Below are 18,970 nucleotides of genomic sequence, written 5' to 3'. Positions count from 1 at the left end.
GCGTCGCGCGACCTGTTCGCGATTCGCCGAAAGTTCCGTGTGCAACCGATCGGTTGACATGCTGGGACGGTCGTGCCAGGGTCGATGCTCAACTGACAGGTTGAGGAGGCGGCAGATGACGGACCAGCTCTCGCGGGTGTTCCAGGCCCTGGCCGACCCGACGAGGCGCGACCTGGTCGCGCGGCTCGCGTCCGCGGGGGACGCGTCGGTCGGCGAGCTCGCCGCGCCGTACGACGTGACCGTCCAGGCGGTCTCCAAGCACCTCAAGGTGCTCGAGGAGGCGGGCCTGGTCAGCCGCAGCCGGGATGCCCAGCGGCGCCCGGTGCACCTGGAGCCGGAGGTGCTCGACCTGATGACGAGGTGGATCGAGCGCTACCGCCGGGAGGCCGAGGAGCGGTACCGCCGCCTCGACGCCGTCCTCGCCCAGGATCTCGACACGCCCGCCGATGCCGAAGGAGCCGCGTCATGAGCGAGACGACGATCGAGGCGGTGCCGGACCTCCCGGTCATCCGGATCACCCGGGAGTTCGACGCTCCCGCGGAGCGGGTCTTCCACGCTCACGTCGACCCCGAGCTGTTCGCGCGGTGGGTCGGGCCGAACAGCATCGACACGACGATCACCGCGTGGGACGCGCGCACCGGGGGTCACTACGCCTACCGCAACACCCGGGAGGCGGACGGCCTCGACACCGGCTTCTACGGCTCGTTCCACGAGGTCCGGCCGCACGAGCGGATCGTGCAGACGTTCACCTGGGAGGGCGCGCCGGACGGCGTCAGCCTCGAGACGATGACGTTCGAGGAGTTGCCCGGCGGCCGCTGCCGGATCGTCGGTACGTCGGTCGTCGAGACGATCGAGGTGCGCGATCTCATCCTGTCCAGCGGCATGGACGTCGGCGTGACCGAGGGCTACGCCAAGCTCGACCGGCTCCTCGCATGACCCCCGCCGAGCACCACCGCGCGGTGGCCGGCGTCTTCACCGCGAAGGTCCTCGGCACCACCGACTGGGACGCGCCCGCGCCGGTGGACGGCTGGCGCGCCCGCGACGTCGTCGGCCACCTCGTCACGTGGCTGCCGGAGTTCCTCGACTCCCGCGGGCTGCCCGGTCTGGGACCGGTCGACCTGGCCGATCCCGCCGCCGCCTGGCAGGCCCACGCCGCGGCCGTGCAGGCGCTCCTCGACGGACCGGACGCCGGCGTGCTCGTCGACGACCCGTACCTCGGCGGCCGGTCGCTGGGCGACCTCGTCGAGATGATCTACACGGCCGACGTCTTCATGCACACCTGGGACCTCGCCCGGGCGACCGGCCAGGACGACACCCTCGACCCGGCGACGTGCGCGGCGCTGCTCGAGGGCATGGTGCCGATCGAGGAGGCGATGCGGTCGAGCGGTCAGTACGGCGCGCGCGTGGAGGTGCCGGCCGACGCGGACGTGCAGACCCGGATGCTCGGCTTCATCGGCCGAGACCCGGGGTGGCGACGCTAGGCGCTCTGCTCGAGGTCGAAGGGCTTGGCGCCCATCCACTCCGCGACGTCCTCGGGCAGCGGCTCCCAGCCGCGTCCGCGCTCGAGGAGCTCTGCCTCCGCGGGCTGCCTGCGGAGCGCGGCGAGCCACGACCCGAGAGAACGTGTCATGCCCTCTCCATCGGCGGCCCGGACGCCGACTTGAGCCCTCGGGGGTGCCGGTACAGACCATCGGGCGGTGGCTAGGGTGGCCCGCATGAAGGTTCTGGTCACCGGCGGCGCCGGCTACATCGGGTCGGTCACGGCGAAGGCGCTCGAGGAGGCGGGGCACACCCCGGTCATCCTCGACTCCCTCCTGACCGGTCCGCTGGCCTTCGTCCGCGACCGGACCTTCTACGAGGGCGACATCGCCGACCGCGCCCTGCTGCGCCGGGTGGTGGACGAGCACCCCGACATCGAGGCCACCATCCACATGGCCGCCCGGATCGTCGTGCCGGAGTCGGTGGAGCTGCCCTACGAGTACTACCGCGACAACGTCGCCAAGTCACTCGAGCTCTTCGACGAGCTCAACAACCTCGGCAAGACCCGGGTGCTGTTCTCCTCCTCCGCATCGCTCTATGCGACCAAGGACGACTTCGAGGTGACCGAGGACGACGCGCTCGACCCGCCCTCGCCGTACGCCCGGACCAAGCGGATGATGGAGCAGATCCTCCAGGACATGGCGGTCGCCACCGACCTGCGCGCCATCATCCTGCGCTACTTCAACCCGATCGGCTCCGACCCCGACCTCGAGTCCGGGATCTACGCCAAGGAGCCGTCGCACGTCCTCGGCCAGCTGGTGATGGCCGCGCGCGGGCAGAAGGACGCGTTCACGATCACCGGCGTCGACCACCCGACCCGCGACGGCACCGGCATCCGCGACTACATCCACGTGTGGGACCTGGCGCGGGCGCACGTCCGCGCGATCGAGAAGTTCGACGAGGTGATCGCCGAGGCCGCCGCCCCGAGCGTGATCATCAACGTCGGCACCGGCGAGGGCGTCACCGTGCGTGAGCTGGTGACGGCGTTCCAGAACGTCTTCGGCCACGAGGTGCCGGTCCGCGAGGCGCCGCCGCGGCCCGGCGACGCCGTCGGTGCGTTCGCGAACGTCGACCGCTCGGCCCGGTTGCTCGACTGGCGCACCGAGCTCAGCCTCGAGGACGCCATCGCCTCCGCGCTGGCCTGGGGCGAGAAGCGCCGGGAGATCCTGGGCTACGAGTGAGGTACGCCGTCGCGGGGCTCGCGGCCGCCGCCTTCCTGGTCGGCGGCGTGGCGTCGCCCGTGCACGGCGCGACCGCCGACGCCGGCGCGGGGCGGCCGCTGGAGGGCCGGGTGGTCGTCATCGACCCGGGCCACCAGCTCGGCAACCACAACTTCCCGCGCGAGATCAACCGCCCGGTCCCCGCCGGCGGCTTCGACAAGCCCTGCAACACGACGGGGACCGCCACCAACGGCGGCTACCCCGAGGCGACCTTCGCGTGGCGGGTCTCGCGGGCCCTCGAGGCGCGGCTCGAGCGGCTCGGCGCGAAGGTGCGGCTGACCCGCGACACCAACAGCGAGCGCCGCTGGGGCCCCTGCGTGGACGATCGGGGCCGCGCGGGCAACAAGGTCCACGCCGACGCCAAGATCTCGGTGCACGGCGACGGGTCGTACGCCGCCGGAGCGCGCGGCTTCCACGTGATCGCGCCGACCGATCGCCGGCCCTGGACCCACGACATCTACCGGCCCTCGAAGCGGCTCGCGATCGACACCCGCGCCGCGCTCAAGACGCACGGTCTCCGGGTAGCCAACTACATCGCCGGCGGCGACGGACTGGACTTCCGCTCCGACCTCGGCACCCTGAACCTCTCGAACATCCCCACGGTCATGGTCGAGCTCGGCAACATGCGCAACGCCTCCGACGCCCACCGGATGACCAGCCCGCACGGACGCCAGACGTACGCCGCCGCGCTGGCCGACGCCGTACGCCGGTTCCTCGGCCGGTAGCGGCCGAATCCCGGGGCAGTTCGCGGGCTCGGGCTCGGCGCCCCGCTCTGACCTCCGCGTCGTGCGGGTGAACTGCCCACGAGATCGGCCTGTGGACGACGCGCCGTACCACCGGTCGACGGGGCAGGAGACCGGCATGGACGCGGTCGAGGCGATCACCGTGCTCGGCGGGGTGGCGACGACGCAGGAGCTGCTGCGCTGCACGAGCCGCCGTCGGCTGCGGTCGGCGGTCGGTGCGGGACGGGTCGTCCGGGTCGGCCCACGCCGGTGGGCGCTGCCCGGAGTGGACGACGCGCGCGCTGCGGCTGCCCGCCTCGGGGGCGTCGTCTCGCACCTCAGCGCTGCCCAGCACTGGGGGTGGAAGCTCAAGCTGCCGCCCGCGCTTCCGTGCGTGACCGTCCCGCGGCGCAGCTGTCGCCTCGACAGCGACGGCGTCGAGCTGCACTGGGCCGACCTCCGGCGCGAGGACGTGAGCCGCGGGGTGACCGAGCCCCTCCGCACGGTCGTCGACTGCGCGCGGACCTACCCGTTCGACGTGGCGCTGGCCGTCGCCGACTCGGCGTTGCGCGCGGGTCTGGACCGGGTCGATCTCCTCGCGGTCGCCGGCCACGCACCCCGGACCGGTCGTCGCCGGGCGCTGCGGGTCGTCGAGCGTGCCGACGACCGGGCGGACAACCCGTTCGAGTCCGTGCTCCGGGCGCTGGCGATCGACGCCGGGCTGGACGTCGAGCCGCAGCAGTGGGTGGGGCGGGTGGGCCGCGTCGACCTCCACGACCGGGCCCGGGCGCTGGTCATCGAGGCCGATTCGTTCGAGTTCCACGCCGACCGCGCCGGCCTGCGCCGGGACGTACGCCGGTACACCTCGTTCGTGCGGCTCGGGCAGCGGGTGGCGCGCTTCACCTGGGAGGAGGTGATGTTCGAGCAGGACTACGTCCTGGACGTGCTCCGGGACCTCCGCGTGGGCGCTACCCGTCCGTCCTCGTGGCACCGCTGAGTGCGCCGTCCATGACGACCCCGACCAGCTCGGTCGCGCGCCTGTCGATCTCCTGCGCGTCCAGCTCCCGGTCCTCGAGACGGAAGCCGAGCGTCTGCATGATGACCGAGCCGTAGATGCACTCCGCGACCGCGTTCGGGGAGACGCCCTCGATCTTGTCGCCCCGCGCTCCGGCCCGCTGCAGGATCCTCTCGATGTTGTCCACCTGGACGTCGGCGACCGCCTCGGAGAAGCGGCCCAGCCGCTGCGGGGCGCCCGCGGTGTCGATGGTGATCCGGAGCGTGGCCCAGCCCGCCGGCTCGCGGAAGTGCTCGAACAGGTTCACCGCGACCTGGTGGAGGTCGCCGCGCAGCGAGCCGGTGTCCACGGCGCCCAGCTGCCCGCTGCTGGTGCCGACCGCGTCGGTCAGCAGGGTGTCCTTGTCCTGCCAGCGCAGGTAGACCGTCGACTTCCCGACCCCGGCCCGGCGCGCGACGCCGTCCATCGTGAAGCCCGACCAGCCGTGCTCGCCGTACTCCTCGAGCGCGGCGTCGATGATGCGTTTCTCGGCGCCCGGCGTGCGTGGCCGCCCTCTGCCTCGGCGAGGCTCCCCCTGTGAGGTGGACATGGCTGATTAGACCTCGATTCCGTCCGGAGTGGGGCGGATTCGGGGGAGCGGTCTGGTCAGCGCTCGCGCTGGGAGCTCACGACCCAGCGCATCATGAGGAGGAAGGCCGCCGACCCGGCGACCAGCAGCCCCATGGCGACCACGAGCTGCCACCAGTCCGACGACTTCACCGCGGCCGTCGACGTCCCGACAACGAAGCCGGTGAGCGCGAGGAACAGGCCGAGGATCTCGATCGTGCGCAGCAGGCTGTCGTTGACCAGGTCCTCCGCCTTGCCGAGCCGCTCGTCCAGCCGCGTCTCGAGGCCGGCGAGCCGGGCCACGGTGGCCTCGGCGACGCCGGCGGTGGCCGCCACCGCAAGGATCAGCTCACGCTCCCGCACGTAGTCCTGGTGGACCGCGGTGTCCCCGCTGCCGTGCCGCTCGATCGCGAGCTCGATCTCGACCATCGCCTCGTCGTACCGACCGAGGCGCCGGAGGGCGCCGGCCCGGCGGTAGTGCGCGTTCGCCCCGCCGGCCCCGGCCGCGAGCATCTCCTCCGACAGCGCGAGGAGCAGGGTGAGGTCCTCCCGATCGCGGCTGAACCACAGGGCGTGCAGGCACACGTGGCGGGACTTGTCGTCGGCGTCGGCGGCCGCCAGCGACCTCTCGACCAGCGCGCGGCCCATCGGCTCCCCGCGCCCGAGGGCAGCGAACCCGGCCAGCGCGGTCAGCAGCGCGTCGCCGGACCCGAGCCACGGCTCGATGACCCGCTGGAGCTCGCGGAACCGGAAGTCGAACCGGAGTCGCTGGCCCGCGTAGTAGCGCGCGACCCGCTGCGCGTGGCCGGTGAGCTCGTCGGGCACCGGCGGGACCGCGCGGCCGCGGGCGCGTGCCTGCCAGGCGAGGTCGGTCACCACGCGCCGGAGCGCGGCGCGGTCCTCGGCGTACCGCTCGGTGGTGGCGGCCAGCAGGGGGTAGAAGGTGTCCGCCGCGTCCAGGAGTGCGTCGACCTCGGCCGGGTCCAGGTCGGGGACGACGGGCTCTGTCTGCATACTCTTCTCCTGTTCGGGCGGCTCGGCCGCCCATGCCTACCCCATCACCCACCTCGCCGCCGGGGATTCCGTGAACCTCAAGCTCGGTCACCGCACCTTCACCGACGACCTGCCGCTGGTGATGGCGATCGTGAACCGGACCCCCGACTCCTTCTTCGACCAGGGCGCGACGTACGCCGAGGACAAGGCCTGGGAGCGCGTCCGCCTCGTGGTCGAGGAGGGCGCGGACATCGTCGACATCGGCGGTGTCCGGGCCGGCTACGGCCCGCACGTGGACGCGGCCGAGGAGATCGACCGGGTGGCGGCCTTCGTCGGGCGCGTGCGCGCGGCGTACCCGGACCTGGTGATCAGCGTCGACACCTGGCGCGCGGAGGTCGCGCGGGCGGTCCTCGAGCAGGGGGCCGACGTCATCAACGACGCCTGGGGCGGCCACGACCCCGACCTGGTGGCGGTCGCCGCCGAGCACGACGCCGCGGTCATCTGCACGCACGCCGGCGGCCTGAGCCCGCGCACCGACCCGTTCCGCCAGGAGTACGACGACGTCGTGGCCGCCTGCATCGAGACGACGGTCGGGCTGGCCGAGCGTGCTGTCGCCGCGGGCGTCGACCCGCGCAGCGTGGTGATCGACCCCGCGCACGACTTCGGGAAGAACACCTTCCACTCCCTCGAGGTCACGCGCCGGATCGGCGAGATGGTGGCGACCGGCTACCCGGTCCTGGTCTCGGTCTCGAACAAGGACTTCGTGGGCGAGACGCTCGGGCTGCCGGCGGGCGAGCGGATGCACGGCACCTACGCCGCCACCGCGATCACCGCGATGGCCGGCGCGCGGATCCACCGCGTGCACCAGGTCCGCGAGACCCGGCACCTGGTCGACATGGCCTGGTCGATCGCCGGCCGCCGTCCCCCGCTGCGCGCGATCCGGGGCCTGGCGTGAGGGCGGTGCTGGTGCCCGGCGTGCTCGCGCTGCTGCCCGAGTACGCCGGCCTGGAGGACCCGGTGGCCGACATCCGGGCCGCCTGCCTGGACGCCGTCGGGTGGCTCGGCACCGAGGTGACCGTGATCGCCGGCCCCCAGGGTCGGCGGGTCGCCGACCACCTGCTCCGGACCACCACCCGGACGGCGGCGCACCCGTCGTACCTCGTGGTCGGCAACGGCTCGGCCAAGCGCGTCGACACCTCGCCGGGCTACGTCGACGAGCGAGCGATCCCGTTCGACGACGACCTCGGGAGCCGGCTGCGCGCCGGCGCGTTCTCCGGGATCGACGCCGACCTGGCCCGCGAGCTCTGGGCCGACACCGAGGCGATCGCGCAGCTCGACGGCGTCGTGCCGGCCGGCTGCGCCTGTAGCGTCGACTACGAGGGCGATCCGTACGGCGTCCGCTACTGGGTGGCGAGGTGGGAGTGGTGAAGGTCCTCGTCGGGCCCGACCTCGACCCGGGAGCCGATCTCGCCGAGCTGTACGCCGCCCCCGCGGACCCGTGGCTGCGGGTGAACATGGTCGAGACGCTCGACGGCGCGGCCACCGGCGAGTCGGGCCGCAGCGGCTCCATCAACAACGCCGTCGACAAGGTCGTCTACCACCAGCTGCGGAGCCTGGCCGACGCGATCCTGGTGGGCGCGGGAACGGCGCGGGTCGAGGGCTACGCGCCGGTCGACAGGCCGACCGTGGTGGTCAGCCGGCGTGGCCACGTGCCCGACCTGCTGCGCGGCGGTACGCCGGGCTCCGTGCTGCTCGCCACCTGCGCCTCCGCCGAGCTGCTCGACGAGGCCAGCGGGCTGCTCGGCGACGAGCACGTCCTCGTGCTGGGGTCGCAGCGGGTCGACCTCCCCCTGCTCAAGCAGCGGCTGGCCGAGCGCGGGCTCACCCAGTTGCTCTGCGAAGGCGGGCCGCACCTGCTCCGCGACCTCCTGGCCGCCGGCGCCGTGGACGAGCTCTGCGCGACGATCGTGCCGCGCCTGGTGGGCGGCGAGCACCCCCGCATCACCCAGGGCCCACCGGTGGACGTCCCGTTGCAGCTCCATCTCCTGCTCGAACATGCGGGAACCCTGCTCGGACGCTGGACTGTTTCCCCCGAAAGTAGAGGTGTCACGGAGGACGTCCGCGGCTAGAGTGCCAGTTCCGTCCGGTCGGGCGGGCTCGGTCCACGAGGGAGTGCCATGCCGCGTCATCTCAGATCCCTTGCCGCTCTGGCCGCAGCAGCGCTCGCCGTTGCCGTGCTGCCGGGCAGCACCTCGGCGAACGCCGCACCGGACGGCGCGATGTTCCGTTCGCTCGACGGGTTCCGACCATCGGGTCCGCACGTGCGGGTCAGCCCGGACCACTTCGAGGCGTTCCGCGTCGACACCGCCCAGGTCCGCTCGGCCCTCGCCGACGCGCCCGCCGCCGGTGCCGACGGCAGCGCGGAGATCGCGATCCCGACGCCGACCGGCGGTGTCGAGCACTTCGCCGTCCAGCGCACCTCGCTGATGCAGCCGAAGCTCGCCGCGGCGCACCCCGAGATCCAGACCTGGTCGGGCCGCTCCCTCGACCACCGCGGCACCTCGGTGGCGATGGACCTGACGCCGATGGGCTTCCACGCGAGCGTGCGGCCGGCCGGCGGCCAGAGCTCCTGGTACGTCGACCCGGCGTACAACCTCCGCGGCACGACGACGCACCTGAGCTACTACGGCGGCTCGCTCGGCAAGCAGGCCCAGCAGATGGTCGAGCGCGAGATGCCGGACGTGCAGAAGGCCATCGCCCGCCGGGGCGCCGCCAAGGCGCCGGTCGGTGGGATGGTGCAGCAGAAGGTCTATCGGCTGGCGCTGGTGACCGATCCGACGTACGCGGCCTACTTCGGCGCCGAGAACGTCATGGCCGAGAAGGTCACGCTGATGAACCGCGTGAACCAGATCTACAACGACGACCTCGCGATCAACATGCAGCTGGTCAACGGCGAGGACAAGCTGAACTTCGCCACGGACGCCATGGCCACCGGCCCCGACGGTCCGTGCGGTGCCAACCCCTGCTGGGTCGACGACCCGGACGCGACGGCCAACGGCGGCTACGTGCAGGGCCAGATCGCCTACTGCGACGTGGGGACGCTCGAGCGGAACCAGATCGTGCTCGGCCAGCTGATCGGCGCCTCCAACTACGACATCGGCCACATCATGCTCGGCGTCAACGGAGGCGGCATCGCCGGCCTCGGCGTGGTCGGCAGCATCGAGAAGGGCATGGGCTGCACCGGCCTGCCGGACCCGACCGGTGACTTCATGGCGATCGACTACGTCGCCCACGAGATGGGCCACGAGTTCGGCGGCAACCACACCTTCAACGGCAACCAGTGGAACTGCTCGGGTGGCAACCGCGAGTCGACCACCAGTGTCGAGCCGGGCTCCGGCTCGTCGGTGATGGCGTACGCCGGCATCTGCCGCCAGGACAACCTCCAGCCGCACACCGACCCGTACTTCTCGCAGCGGACCCTGACCGAGGTGAACAGGTACACGGGCAGCCCCGCGGCCGACCCGGTCGAGGTGCAGGACGTCGCGTTCCGCGGCCTCGAGAACGGCGACACCGTCACGGTCGGGTTCCCCGGCGCGGTCGGCACCAAGTCGTTCGTGGTCGGCACCACGACCGGCGCCTCGGCGTACACGGCGGCGAACATGGCCACCCAGCTCTCCGCGCTGGTCGGCAAGGACGTCACCGTCGCGGGCTGGGGCTACGACCCGTACGCCCTCATCTACACCGACGAGGGCACCTACCCGGCGACGCTCACCGAGCCGAACCTCGGTGGCTTCCAGGTGATGTTCGCCGGCGACCCGGACCCGTACACCAACGACAGCGACCGCACGGACGAGCCGGACCTCCAGGTCACGGCACCGGGTGCCTCGTACGTGCACGTCGGTGAGACCGCCAAGGGTGGCGAGCCGGGCAACACCGGCTTCCAGGTGAACCCGATCGACAACCACGACCCGGTGGTCACCGCCCCGGCGAGCAGGACGATCCCGACCCGGACGCCGTTCACGCTGACCGGCTCCGCGACGGACGCCGACGGCGACCCGCTGATCTACCTGTGGGAGCAGAACGACGACGCCCGGCGCCACGACGGCACCGCCCTGGTGGCCAACAAGAAGATCTTCGGACCGCTGTTCCGGGTCTTCGGCGTATACGCCAACGTCACCGACAAGGCGACGCTCGAGTACGAGTCGCCCGGCGAGAACCTCGCCACCGACGCGGACCGGACCCGGACGTTCCCCGACATGGCGCAGATCCTGGCGGGCGCCACCAACGCCAAGACCGGCAAGTGCCCGAAGGTGAAGATCGTCACGGACCCGTACGTCCCGGTCCCGCGCCGGCCGCTCAACTGCTACTCGGAGTTCCTGCCGACGGCGTCGTACAAGGGCACGCCGGGCATGACGCCCCACGCCATGCACTTCCGGCTCACCGCGCGTGACCGGGTGCCGCAGGGCGGCGGTGTCGGCTGGGACCAGGTGACCATCAAGGTCGACCCGAACGCCGGGCCGTTCCTGGTCTCGTCGTTCGGCGAGAAGGGCGCGTCGGTCAAGGGCGGCAAGAAGGTCGACGTCACCTGGAAGGTCAACGGCACGCGGAAGCTGGCCAAGGACGTCCAGATCCGGCTCTCGACCGACGACGGCCAGAGCTGGACGACCGTCCTCGCGAAGAGGACCGCGAACGACGGCAAGGCGACCGTGAAGCTGCCGAAGAGGAATACCCGGACGGCCTGGATCATGGTCCGCTCCGTCGACAACTACTTCTTCGACGTCAACGACAAGGTCTTCTCCATCAAGTAGCGCTCCACTCCGGTAGTCCCTGCCGAAAATGTCGTCAACGCGGCGCGTCGACAGCATTTTCGTCAGGGACTACCTCTATTTCGCCACCGGTACGGCGAGGTCGAAGGCCCGGATCTGGTCGGCGAGGGCGGTGTCGACGAGGATCTGGCCGTCCGGGTCGACGACCTGTCCGTCGCGTCGACGACCACGACGTCGGGCTCCTGGTGCGGCAGCCCGGGCAGCCGGTCCGCCAGCGTCTCGTTGTCCGGGTCGAAGGCGACGCCGTCACTGAGGAAGCCGGTGCCGTGCTCCGCGTCGAGCGTGCACTCCCAGCCGAGCCTCCGGGCCGCGCCGCACGACTGGGCGGTGTAGCCGTCGCCGATCCAGAGCGAGTGGACGGTCGCCGCGACGGTGGGCGTGGCGGTCGGACTCGGGGCGGCGGTGCCGGGGTCGTGGGCCGTCCGGGACGCGGTCTCGTCGACCTCGTGCCGGAGGTCGACCCACAATCAGGCCGGTCGCCACCACCACGACGAGCGCGAACATCGCGACCAACGCACCCCCGACGCGTGAGGACATGGCCCGACGCCAGCGGCTCGACTCCGCCAGACTGGGCAGGTGGACGTGGGGATGACGCTGCCGGTCATGGAGCCGGACCTCTGGGCCGCTGCCGACACCCTCGAACGGTGGGCCGTCGCGGTCGACGAGGGCCCGTGGTCCTCGCTGTGCTTCGGGGAGCGGATGGCCTTCGACAACCCCGACGCGCTCACGCTCCTCGGCGCCACCGCCGCGTGGACCCGGCGGGTCCGGCTGGTGACGACGGTGGTCGTGCCCCAGCTGCACGCACCGGTGCCGCTCGCGAAGGCGCTCGCGACCGGCGACCGGCTCAGCGGCGGCCGCCTCACCGTGGGGCTCGGCGTCGGCGGCCGGGACGAGGACTACCGCGCCGCGGACGCCGACCTCGGCACGCGGACCATCGCGGGTCTCGCCGAGCGGGTCGCCACCATGCGACGGGTGTGGGCGGGCGAGCGCGTCGTGGACGCCGTACGACCCGTGGGCCCGCCGCCGGTGCGGCCGGGCGGCCCCGAGCTGCTCGTCGGCACGCTCGGCCCGCGCACGATCCGCGGCGCCGCGGCCTGGGCCGACGGGCTGGCCGGGATGTCGCTCGACCTCGACCTCGCGGGGATGGCGAAGGTCTTCACGCTCGCGCGGGACGCGTGGCGCGACGCCGGGCGCCCGGCGCCGCGGCTCACCACGTCCTTCTGGTTCGCCGTCGACGACGGCGACGGCTCCGCCCGCGAGCAGGTGCACCGGCACCTCCGGCACTACATGAACTGGATCCCCGCCGAGTACGTCGACGCGCTCGCCGCCACCGCCGGGTTCGCGGGCACCCCCGGCCAGCTCGTGGAGCTGCTCGAGCGGGTCGCCGACCTCGGCGCCGACGAGGTCCAGCTGATCCCCACGAGCGCCGACATCGACCAGGTGCACCGGCTGACCGGGCTGGTGGGCTGACGCACTGCCGCGTTTCCGGGTCACGGGTGCCCGCATGGTCCTACCCTCGGCTCGTGCGGATGGACTGGCTGCCGGTGTCGGCGGCGCTGTTGCTCACCGGGGCGCTCGCGCTGGGCCTCGGTGGCTTCCTGCTGCCCCAGTCCGACAGCTCGGCGGAGTCCCTGCGGATCGTGCAGGAGCAGGGCGGCCAGTGGATGGCGGCCGCGGTCGTCCTGTTCATCTCCTCGATCTGCCTGTCCCTCGGACTGCCCGCGATCATGACGCTGTGCCAGCGCCGCGGCTGGACGATCGGCGTCATCGCCGCGGTGGTCCTGGAGGTCGGCTTCATCGGGACCGCGGGCTTCGCGATGCTGATGGGCTTCTTCCGGGCGCTGGTGAACACCCAGACCATCCAGGCCCAGGGCCTCGACGACGTCGCGTCCGACGCCGGCCTCGCGATCTTCCTGTACGCCTGGCTCGCCGGCCTCTACCTCGGCGAGGTGCTGCTGGCGATCGCGCTGCTGCGCGCGGGGACCACGCCCCGGTGGGTGCCGTTCGCGCTGATCGCGCACGCGCTGACGTTCCCGATCTCCGGCCTGCTGCCGGAGTACCTCTCCAAGGCGACCGTGCTGCTGCTCGTGCTCGGGTTCGCCGGCGTGGCCATCCAGGCGACGTCGCCGCAGAACCGCCGGCGCCTCACCTGAGCGCAGCGGCCAGGTCGCCCACCTGGTCGAGCGGCGCGTCGTACCCGGGGAAGTAGGCGCAGACCCGCTCCGCCACGTCGCCGAACCGGTGCTCGATCTCGGCCGCGCACTCCTCCGGCGTGCCGCGGACCGCGAGCGTCGTGAGCATCTCGTCGGTCACCAGTCCGAGCATCGACTCCCAGTCGCCCTCCTTGGACAGCCGGTTGAGCTCGGGCTGCACCTCCGCCCAGCCCTCGACGTCGAGCACGGGGCGGTACGCCGGGGTCGAGCCGTAGAACGCCAGCAGGCCGCGCACGCCCGTCGAGGCGGCCGCGAGCTCCTCCTCGGTGCGCCCCATGGCGACGATCGCCTGCGGCAGGATCGCGAAGCCGTCCCGGCTGCGGCCGGCCGCCTCCAGCCCGGCGTCGACGGCGGGCAGCGTGCGCTCCCGGAAGTGCCGGTGGCTGTGGAACGGCATCACCAGCAGCCCGTCGGCGACCTCCGCCGCGGTTCGGGTCATCAGCGGTCCGAGGGCGCCCAGCAGCACCGGCGGGACGCCGTACGGGTTCGGGCCGGGGACGAACGTGGGCGGCATCAGCGTGTGCCGCGTGAACTCCCCGCGGAAGTCGAGGCGGGTGCCGTGCTGCCAGGAGCGGAGGATCGCCTTCACGGCCTGCACGGTCTCCCGCATCCGGTCCGTGGGCCGGCTCCACGTGGCGCCGTACCGGTGCTCGATGTGCGGCTTGACCTGCGACCCGAGCCCGAGGCGGAACCGGCCGCCCGACATCAGCTGGAGGTCGTACGCCGTGTGCGCGAGATGCATCGGGCTGCGCGGGATCGCGATCGCGACGTTGGTCATCAGGTCCGTCCGGACCGCTCCCGCCGCCGCGGCCAGCGGGAGGAACACGTCGTGCGGTCCCTCGAACGTGAACAGGCCCGCGACCCCGGCGGCGACCAGGTCGCGGGCGCGGTCCGCGGCGAGGTCCGGACGGGCGTCGAGCTGGACGTCGAGGAGCACGGGTCGATTGTGTCGGAGTCAGCGCGGCTTGTGGGGCTGCCAGTCGTAGACGACCGACGTCGCCAGCACCCGGTCCTGGATGGAGCGCTGCCGCGGGTCGAGCACGACCCAGAGCAGCCCGATCGGGAACAGCACGTAGAACGCCGCGCGCAGCAGCGCCCGGACCCAGCCGACGTCGCCGCCGTACACGCCGACGACCCGCAGGCCCATCAGGAGGTTGCCGTAGGTGCGGCCGCCGGCCGCCCACGCGACGGTGAGGTAGAGGCCGAGGACCAAGGCGCCGATCAGCAGGCTCCGGAACAGCTTCGTGTCGGGGAACGTGAAGCCGCGGGGATCGAGGAGGAAGACCAGCCCGGCGAAGCCGAGGTACGCCGCGACCAGCACCAGGCCCACCAGGGCACTGTCGATCGCCGCGGCGAGCACCCGGGTCACGATGCCGGCGCGGTGCCCCTGGAACGCGCGCGCGTCCTTCGGGATCGCGGACAGCTCGTGGTCGGACATGCTCACTCGACCCCGTCGGTCAGGGGCCGGTGCCGCATCAGGAGGCGGTCGATGACGCGGGTGACCGCCTCGTCCGCGTTCACGCCCTGGGTCCGGACGCCCCGGACGGTCTCGGACGCCATCGCGCCGGTCGAGCCGCGGATGATGTCGGGCAGGTCGATCTCGTCGAGCACGCCCTCGACCAGGACCGGCAGGTCCATCTGGGCCAGCACCTGGTCGATCACGACCTTCATGTCGACGCGGGTGAGCACCGTGTCGGTCAGGTCGAGGCGGTCGAGGATCGCCTCGACGTCGATCCGCGCGGCCACCGCGTTCAGATCGACCCGCTCGATCACGGCCTCGACGTCGAGGCGTTGCGCGACCGCGTCGAGGTCGACGGTCGCGACGAGGCCGTCCACGTCGACGTACCGCCGTACCGCCGCGTTGACCAGGAACGGCAGGAGCGCGTCGGCCTCGCGGACGACGCGCTCGCGCACGGTCCGGCCGATGTCGAGGAACGGGCGGGCGCCCCGCGCGACCAGCGGTGCGAGGCGCAGGGTGCGGATCGTCGACTCCGCGAGGTGCGCCGTGACCGCGACGGCGCCGACCACGAGGTCGACTGCGGTCAACGCGGCCGCCGCGTCGTCGGGCAGCCGTCGCACGGGGACGGTCACGCCCGCAGTGTCGCCCAGGACGGCGGCCCGCCGCCTCACCGGAGACGGGTGAGCCTCAGCGCAGCTTCAGGCAGCCCTTGGTGTCCGCGTCCCAGGGGAGCGCGCCGTCCTCGGCGATGCGCTTGTCCAGCGCCGCCGCGACGTCCTCCGGCCACGGCGCCGTACGCCGGGTCGCCATGTCGATGTGGAGGAAGACCTCCTCCATGACGTAGCTCAGCCGCCGGTGGGTGTCGTCGAGCAGATAGACCAGCGCGTGCGCCGCCCGCTCCGACCGGCCCAGCAGCCGCACCCGGGACGACATCCGGTCGCCGGTCCGCAGCTCGGCGAGGTAGGTGAGGTGGTGCTCGGCCGAGAAGCAGGCGTGGCCCTGCGCCGGCCAGCTCTGCGGGATCCCGAGGGGCACCAGCGACTCGTCGAGGCCCTCGCTCGCGATGCCGGTGTAGTGCCGCACGTTGAGGTGCCCGTTGACGTCCTCGAACGCGATCGGCACCGGCTGCTCGACGTACGCCGGGAGGTCGACCAGCTGGTCGTAGGTGGGGTGGCTCACGGTGGGCGACCCTACCTACTTCGACTTGCGCGCCCGCGCGGCGATCTTCGCGCGCTCGTTCTGGTCGAGGATCACCTTGCGGATCCGGACCTGCTCGGGCGTGACCTCGACGCACTCGTCGTCGCGGCAGAACTCCAGGCACTGCTCGAGGGAGAGCTTGCGCGGCGGGATCAGCTTCTCGAAGTTGTCGGAGGTCGCGGACCGGATGTTGGTCTGCTGCTTCTCCTTGGTGATGTTGACGTCCATGTCGTCGGCGCGGGAGTTCTCGCCGACGATCATGCCCTCGTAGACCTCGGTGGTCGGCTCGACGAACATCACGCCGCGCTCCTGCAGCGAGGTCATGGCGTACGCCGTGGCCGCGCCCTTGCGGTCCGCGACCAGGGAGCCGTTGTTGCGCGAGCGGATCTCGCCGGCCCAGGGCTCGTAGCCCTCGAAGATGTGGTGGGCGATGCCGGTGCCGCGGGTGTCGGTCAGGAACTCGGTGCGGAAGCCGATCAGGCCGCGCGCCGGCACGACGAACTCCATCCGCACCCAGCCGGTGCCGTGGTTGACCATCTGCTCCATCCGGCCCTTGCGGGTGGCGAGCAGCTCGGTGATCGCGCCGAGGTACTCCTCAGGGGCGTCGATGGTCAGCCGCTCCGTCGGCTCGTGGACCTTGCCGTCGATCTCCTTGGTGACGACCTGCGGCTTGCCGACGGTGAGCTCGAAGCCCTCGCGGCGCATCTGCTCGACGAGGATCGCCAGCGCCAGCTCGCCGCGGCCCTGCACCTCCCACGCGTCGGGGCGCTCGGTCGGGAGGATCCGCAGCGAGACGTTGCCGACCAGCTCGGAGTCGAGCCGGTCCTTCACGAGGCGGGCGGTGACCTTGGCGCCCTTGACCCGGCCGACGAGCGGCGAGGTGTTGGTGCCGATCGTCATCGAGATCGCTGGCTCGTCGACGTGGATGAGCGGCAGCGCGACCGGGTTCTCCGGGTCGGCGAGGGTCTCGCCGATGGTGATCTCCGGGATGCCCGCGATCGCGACGATGTCGCCGGGACCGGCGGTCTCGCCCGGCTTGCGCTCGAGGCCCTCGGTGACGAGCAGCTCGGTGACCTTGACGTTCTTGATCGTGCCGTCGCGCTTCATCCACGCGACCTGCTGGCCCTTCTTCAGGTTGCCCTCGTGGACGCGGACCAGCGCGAGGCGGCCGAGGAACGGCGAGGAGTCGAGGTTGGTGACGTGCGCCTGCAGCGGCGCGCCCTCGGTGTACGTCGGGGCCGGGATCGTCTCGAGGATCGTCTTGAACAGCGGCTCGAGGTCCTCGGAGTCCGGCAGCTCGCCGTTCTCCGGGGCGGTCAGGCCGGCGACGCCCGCGCGGCCGGAGGCGTACACGACCGGGAAGTCGAGCGCGTCCTGGCTGTGGCTCTCGTCGAGCAGGTCCATGAACAGCTCGTAGGTCTCGTCCACGACCTCGGCGATCCGGGCATCGCCACGGTCGGTCTTGTTGACCACGAGGATCACCGGCATGTCGGCGTTCAGCGCCTTGCGGAGCACGAAGCGGGTCTGCGGCAGCGGGCCCTCGGACGCGTCGACGAGCAGCACGATCCCGTCGACCATCGACAGGCCGCGCTCGACCTCGCCGCCGAAGTCGGCGTGCCCGGGGGTGTCGATGATGTTGATGACCATCGGCTTGCCCTCGGCGGCCGGTCCGGCGTAGTGCACGGCGGTGTTCTTCGCGAGGATCGTGATGCCCTTCTCGCGCTCGAGGTCACCGGAGTCCATCACCCGCTCGGCCACGCTCTCGGCCTGGTGCTCGGTGAACGCGCCCGCCTGACGGAGCATCGCGTCGACGAGGGTGGTCTTGCCGTGGTCGACGTGGGCGACGATGGCGACGTTGCGCAGATCGGTGCGAGCGGTGGTAGGCACGAGGATCGAGTCTAGTTGTTGGGGCGCTCCGCGCCCTCATCGTCGGTGTTGGGTGACGCCCGACACGTCGGGTTTCTCCGGTCAGCCGGAGAAACCCGACGGACACGCCGACAGCCCACGGCGTGTCCGTCGGGTTTCGGCGGACAAGCTCGGCTTCAGGCGACCCAGTTCTCGCCCCGCATCGCCGCCACGATCCGAGCGACGACGAGCTGCGGCCGGTAGAGATCGGCCCAGGTGATCCGGATGCAGCGCCAGCCGGTCAGGCCGCAGATCAGCTCCTCGCGCCGTTTCTCGCGCAGCACGCAGTCAGTGACGCTCTCGCCCGGGCGGCGATGGCGGAGGTATTTCTCCTTGCCGTCGAACTCGAGGAACACCCCGAGCTTCGGCCACGCGAAGTCGAGCCAGGCGACGACGCGGCCGGAGCCGTCGCGGACGGCGTACTGCGGGTCTGGTCTGGGCAGGTTGGCTCGGCGGAGCATGACCGCTGTGCGCGTCTCGCCGGCGGACTCGTGGCGACCGTCCGCATGCATGAGGATGACAGGTACGGCGAGGGACCTCGGGTCGTAGCGCATGCCCGGGGCTCGCCGTTCGAGCAGGCCGAGGGTGGTCTCGCCGGCGCGCAGCAGTCCGTCGATCACCACCAGGGCATGCTCCTCGTCGGTCATTTCGATCAGGTCGAGCGCGGTCCGGGTGCCCGAGGTCACCGGGAGCCCCGACCGGATCGTGGTGTCCTCGACGCGCAGGTCTCCGCGATGGGGACGACGTCCGGCGTTGCGTCGGTCAGCCTTGCGATCGACGCTGTTGATGTGGATCTCCTCGCCGAGGTCCCACGTGGGCGCACCGAGGACGCGCGCGGCCGTGGGCCCGGCCAACAGGGTGGGCTTGACAGCCCTCCGGAGGACCGCCCGGCAGAGCAGGTCGTGCCGGCCACGCTCCTCGAGCTGCTCCCAGTGCGCCGCGTAGGTGTAGGCGCCCTGGCGGATCCGGACGAGCTCCCCGCGCTTGACGAGCCGGGCGATCGCCTTGTCGTGGTAGCCCAGCGCCAGCAGGTCGGCGGTGGTCATCAGGTTGTCGTCGCGCAGGACGATCCGGGGTGAATTCATCATGGGGTGGAGATCCCGCGATGCCGGGACGCCGTACCGAGCCGGATCCGGACCTGGGGACAGCCGTGCGTCGGCACCCTCCTGTGGACGGCAGTCGGCCCGGCGCGCCGGAACTTGTCGTGGGAAAGCCGACCGACACGCCGTACCGCGCCGGCGTGTCGGTCGGGTTTCTCCGGTCAGCCGGAGAAAC

At 72.1% G+C, this 18,970-nt stretch carries 22 protein-coding genes; 12 read left to right on the top strand and 10 right to left on the bottom strand.

Annotated elements, in window-relative coordinates:
• The first annotated feature begins 115 nt into the window (after positions 1-115).
• Genes N538_RS0105950 through N538_RS0105940 form a run of 3 tightly spaced genes read left to right on the top strand, consistent with a single transcriptional unit; the run spans position 116 to position 1,481 of the window.
• Positions 116-469 carry an ArsR/SmtB family transcription factor gene (locus N538_RS0105950; RefSeq protein WP_028636557.1) on the top strand — a complete coding sequence of 118 codons (354 nt, stop codon included), beginning with the start codon at positions 116-118 and terminating at the stop codon, positions 467-469.
• Positions 466-936 carry an SRPBCC family protein gene (locus tag N538_RS0105945; protein WP_028636556.1) on the top strand — a complete coding sequence of 157 codons (471 nt, stop codon included), beginning with the start codon at positions 466-468 and terminating at the stop codon, positions 934-936. The genes N538_RS0105950 and N538_RS0105945 overlap by 4 nt, the downstream gene beginning before the upstream one ends.
• On the top strand, positions 933-1,481 hold the full coding sequence (locus N538_RS0105940; RefSeq protein ID WP_028636555.1) for a maleylpyruvate isomerase N-terminal domain-containing protein: 549 nt from the start codon (positions 933-935) through the stop codon (positions 1,479-1,481). Before N538_RS0105945 ends, N538_RS0105940 begins: the two co-directional genes overlap by 4 nt.
• Here N538_RS0105940 and N538_RS28320 read toward each other — a convergent pair.
• A complete protein-coding gene (locus N538_RS28320; RefSeq protein ID WP_155991979.1) occupies positions 1,478-1,630 on the bottom strand; it encodes a hypothetical protein in 153 nt (50 codons plus the stop codon). The two genes, N538_RS0105940 and N538_RS28320, sit on opposite strands and share 4 nt — an antisense overlap.
• Before the next feature lie 85 nt (positions 1,631-1,715).
• Here N538_RS28320 and galE point away from each other — a divergent pair, with 85 nt between their 5' ends.
• The 3 genes from galE (at position 1,716) to N538_RS24015 (ending at position 4,478) form a co-directional block, all read left to right on the top strand.
• The gene (gene galE, locus N538_RS0105930; RefSeq protein ID WP_028636554.1) at positions 1,716-2,720 is read left to right on the top strand and encodes a UDP-glucose 4-epimerase GalE; all 1,005 of its coding nucleotides are present in this window, start codon (positions 1,716-1,718) and stop codon (positions 2,718-2,720) included.
• On the top strand, positions 2,717-3,484 hold the full coding sequence (locus N538_RS0105925) for an N-acetylmuramoyl-L-alanine amidase family protein (protein ID WP_081790307.1): 768 nt from the start codon (positions 2,717-2,719) through the stop codon (positions 3,482-3,484). The genes galE and N538_RS0105925 overlap by 4 nt, the downstream gene beginning before the upstream one ends.
• 91 nt (positions 3,485-3,575) lie before the next feature.
• A complete protein-coding gene (locus N538_RS24015) occupies positions 3,576-4,478 on the top strand; it encodes a hypothetical protein (protein ID WP_051548834.1) in 903 nt (300 codons plus the stop codon).
• On the opposite strand, the gene N538_RS24010 is transcribed toward N538_RS24015, so the two are convergent.
• Together N538_RS24010 and N538_RS27235 are read right to left on the bottom strand one after the other, a co-directional pair.
• A complete protein-coding gene (locus N538_RS24010; RefSeq protein WP_051548832.1) occupies positions 4,450-5,085 on the bottom strand; it encodes a TetR/AcrR family transcriptional regulator in 636 nt (211 codons plus the stop codon). The genes N538_RS24015 and N538_RS24010 overlap by 29 nt on opposite strands.
• Positions 5,086-5,141: 56 nt before the next feature.
• Positions 5,142-6,116, bottom strand: a complete 975-nt coding sequence (locus N538_RS27235; RefSeq protein WP_051548831.1) for a hypothetical protein — start codon at positions 6,114-6,116, stop codon at positions 5,142-5,144.
• A 70-nt stretch (positions 6,117-6,186) separates the two neighbouring features.
• Between N538_RS27235 and folP the strand changes: the two genes are divergently transcribed.
• From folP to N538_RS0105885, 4 genes are read left to right on the top strand one after another with little or no spacing between them, the layout of a single operon-like run.
• Entirely contained in the window at positions 6,187-7,050 is an 864-nt protein-coding gene (gene folP / locus N538_RS0105900) for a dihydropteroate synthase (protein WP_028636552.1), read from the top strand.
• The gene (locus N538_RS0105895; RefSeq protein WP_028636551.1) at positions 7,047-7,523 is read left to right on the top strand and encodes a hypothetical protein; all 477 of its coding nucleotides are present in this window, start codon (positions 7,047-7,049) and stop codon (positions 7,521-7,523) included. The genes folP and N538_RS0105895 overlap by 4 nt, the downstream gene beginning before the upstream one ends.
• Complete coding sequence (locus tag N538_RS0105890) at positions 7,520-8,224, top strand: dihydrofolate reductase family protein (RefSeq protein ID WP_051548899.1); 705 nt, start codon at positions 7,520-7,522, stop codon at positions 8,222-8,224. Before N538_RS0105895 ends, N538_RS0105890 begins: the two co-directional genes overlap by 4 nt.
• A 48-nt stretch (positions 8,225-8,272) precedes the next feature.
• Positions 8,273-10,903: a reprolysin-like metallopeptidase gene (locus N538_RS0105885; protein ID WP_036569562.1), complete on the top strand. Its 2,631-nt coding sequence runs from the start codon at positions 8,273-8,275 to the stop codon at positions 10,901-10,903.
• A gap of 62 nt (positions 10,904-10,965) precedes the next feature.
• On the opposite strand, the gene N538_RS0105880 is transcribed toward N538_RS0105885, so the two are convergent.
• Positions 10,966-11,388, bottom strand: a complete 423-nt coding sequence (locus N538_RS0105880; RefSeq protein WP_028636548.1) for a hypothetical protein — start codon at positions 11,386-11,388, stop codon at positions 10,966-10,968.
• 109 nt (positions 11,389-11,497) lie between these two features.
• Here N538_RS0105880 and N538_RS0105875 point away from each other — a divergent pair, with 109 nt between their 5' ends.
• Both N538_RS0105875 and N538_RS0105870 read left to right on the top strand, forming a co-directional pair.
• On the top strand, positions 11,498-12,391 hold the full coding sequence (locus N538_RS0105875; RefSeq protein ID WP_028636547.1) for an LLM class flavin-dependent oxidoreductase: 894 nt from the start codon (positions 11,498-11,500) through the stop codon (positions 12,389-12,391).
• 53 nt (positions 12,392-12,444) lie between these two features.
• The gene (locus N538_RS0105870) at positions 12,445-13,074 is read left to right on the top strand and encodes a hypothetical protein (protein ID WP_155991978.1); all 630 of its coding nucleotides are present in this window, start codon (positions 12,445-12,447) and stop codon (positions 13,072-13,074) included.
• Here N538_RS0105870 and N538_RS0105865 read toward each other — a convergent pair.
• From N538_RS0105865 to N538_RS27225, 6 genes are all read right to left on the bottom strand, one after another.
• On the bottom strand, positions 13,067-14,071 hold the full coding sequence (locus N538_RS0105865; protein WP_028636545.1) for a TIGR03617 family F420-dependent LLM class oxidoreductase: 1,005 nt from the start codon (positions 14,069-14,071) through the stop codon (positions 13,067-13,069). The two genes, N538_RS0105870 and N538_RS0105865, sit on opposite strands and share 8 nt — an antisense overlap.
• Positions 14,072-14,089: 18 nt before the next feature.
• Positions 14,090-14,572, bottom strand: a complete 483-nt coding sequence (locus N538_RS0105860) for an RDD family protein (protein WP_051548829.1) — start codon at positions 14,570-14,572, stop codon at positions 14,090-14,092.
• 2 nt (positions 14,573-14,574) lie between these two features.
• Positions 14,575-15,225, bottom strand: a complete 651-nt coding sequence (locus N538_RS27230; protein ID WP_051548827.1) for a hypothetical protein — start codon at positions 15,223-15,225, stop codon at positions 14,575-14,577.
• Positions 15,226-15,280: 55 nt separating this feature from the next.
• Positions 15,281-15,772 (bottom strand): thioesterase family protein, encoded by a 492-nt coding sequence (locus tag N538_RS23995; protein ID WP_051548825.1) that lies wholly within the window; start codon positions 15,770-15,772, stop codon positions 15,281-15,283.
• Positions 15,773-15,787: 15 nt separating this feature from the next.
• Positions 15,788-17,677 carry a translational GTPase TypA gene (gene typA / locus N538_RS0105845; RefSeq protein WP_028636543.1) on the bottom strand — a complete coding sequence of 630 codons (1,890 nt, stop codon included), beginning with the start codon at positions 17,675-17,677 and terminating at the stop codon, positions 15,788-15,790.
• A gap of 155 nt (positions 17,678-17,832) precedes the next feature.
• Positions 17,833-18,783 (bottom strand): type IV toxin-antitoxin system AbiEi family antitoxin domain-containing protein, encoded by a 951-nt coding sequence (locus N538_RS27225; RefSeq protein ID WP_028636542.1) that lies wholly within the window; start codon positions 18,781-18,783, stop codon positions 17,833-17,835.
• Positions 18,784-18,970: the final 187 nt, after the last annotated feature.

Source organism: Nocardioides sp. URHA0032, from assembly GCF_000620645.1.
Taxonomy (GTDB): domain Bacteria; phylum Actinomycetota; class Actinomycetes; order Propionibacteriales; family Nocardioidaceae; genus Nocardioides.
Note: the sequence above shows the minus strand (reverse complement) of the source record. Positions and strands in the feature narration are given on the sequence as shown.

What these genes read in the sequence shown, in the direction of transcription:
- N538_RS0105950 (WP_028636557.1), top strand. Translation starts at nt 116, where the DNA reads ATGACGGACCAGCTCTCGCGGGTGTTCCAGGCCCTGGCCGACCCGACG.
- N538_RS0105945 (WP_028636556.1), top strand. Translation starts at nt 466, where the DNA reads ATGAGCGAGACGACGATCGAGGCGGTGCCGGACCTCCCGGTCATCCGG.
- N538_RS0105940 (WP_028636555.1), top strand. Translation starts at nt 933, where the DNA reads ATGACCCCCGCCGAGCACCACCGCGCGGTGGCCGGCGTCTTCACCGCG.
- N538_RS28320 (WP_155991979.1), bottom strand. Translation starts at nt 1,630, where the DNA reads ATGACACGTTCTCTCGGGTCGTGGCTCGCCGCGCTCCGCAGGCAGCCC.
- galE (WP_028636554.1), top strand. Translation starts at nt 1,716, where the DNA reads ATGAAGGTTCTGGTCACCGGCGGCGCCGGCTACATCGGGTCGGTCACG.
- N538_RS24010 (WP_051548832.1), bottom strand. Translation starts at nt 5,085, where the DNA reads ATGTCCACCTCACAGGGGGAGCCTCGCCGAGGCAGAGGGCGGCCACGC.
- N538_RS27235 (WP_051548831.1), bottom strand. Translation starts at nt 6,116, where the DNA reads ATGCAGACAGAGCCCGTCGTCCCCGACCTGGACCCGGCCGAGGTCGAC.
- N538_RS0105885 (WP_036569562.1), top strand. Translation starts at nt 8,273, where the DNA reads ATGCCGCGTCATCTCAGATCCCTTGCCGCTCTGGCCGCAGCAGCGCTC.
- N538_RS0105860 (WP_051548829.1), bottom strand. Translation starts at nt 14,572, where the DNA reads ATGTCCGACCACGAGCTGTCCGCGATCCCGAAGGACGCGCGCGCGTTC.
- N538_RS27225 (WP_028636542.1), bottom strand. Translation starts at nt 18,783, where the DNA reads ATGATGAATTCACCCCGGATCGTCCTGCGCGACGACAACCTGATGACC.